This window comes from Vibrio sp. 03_296 (assembly GCF_002265885.1).
This window is the reverse complement of record NZ_NPKW01000531.1, coordinates 1-750: the sequence shown is the minus strand read 5'-3', so window position 1 is coordinate 750 and position 750 is coordinate 1. Positions and strand designations below refer to the sequence as shown.

1 pseudogene and 1 riboswitch are annotated in these 750 nt (G+C 42.9%); the pseudogene reads left to right on the top strand.

Features of this window, described 5'->3' with window-relative positions:
* Nucleotides 1-103: 103 nt before the first annotated feature.
* Nucleotides 104-203, bottom strand: a riboswitch (purine riboswitch).
* Nucleotides 204-349: 146 nt separating this feature from the next.
* A pseudogene (locus CIK04_RS25965) lies at nucleotides 350-663 on the top strand (DOPA 4,5-dioxygenase family protein); the annotation flags it as partial.
* Between the last annotated feature and the right edge of the window lie 87 nt (nucleotides 664-750).

Sequence of the window (750 nt, the reverse complement as noted above, 5' to 3'; positions counted from 1 at the left end):
AGGTCAATAATTGTCTGCGGGCGTACGCTACCATCTAGGTGGCAGTGCAAATCGATCTTCGGCAGGTCAAAGTAATTCATGAGTCTTCTCTTTATAAAATTTCGGATAAAGCGACAGACTTCATAATCAAGAGTTTAAGGCTCTTGGTAGAAACTCCCAAACCATATCATTAGGATTATATGAAGCGTTGATCGCCGAAAGTCTAGCACCTGTTTTTCGCCTCAGCAATGTGACAAAGGGCTTTTCATAGGGAAGTTCGATTTTTTGATAGACTCTATCGATATCTGTTGATTGGAAACGCTCAACAAACCGCTAGAATGAAACAAATTATTTCAAAAGGTTACTCTGTATGTTTCACGCCCATGTTTATTACCCCTGATTCGTCGTCAAGATGCGTTGAAGATCCATCAGCAGATCCGCAATGAACGCCAAGATGTCACAGCGATATTTCCGCTGGTCGATCGTCTCGTTGGCCCGCATAAGATGCCGATGTTTGAACTGCACTTTCACGATAATCAACACGGTTTGATTGAATGGTTAGATTGCACATCGCGGCGATCTGTCCGTATTGATTCATCCGGTTAGTGACGAAGCATTTGCCTCGACCACACTGAACGCGCTCACTGGCTAGGCAAAGAACTTGGTATTTTTGAAGAAACGCTAAGTCGATTGAAACTCATCATGCTGTTTTTGTGCTTTTGCTCCTCTTTCTCCGTTGAATTTGTGCTAAACCTAGAGTGTGAGTAACAA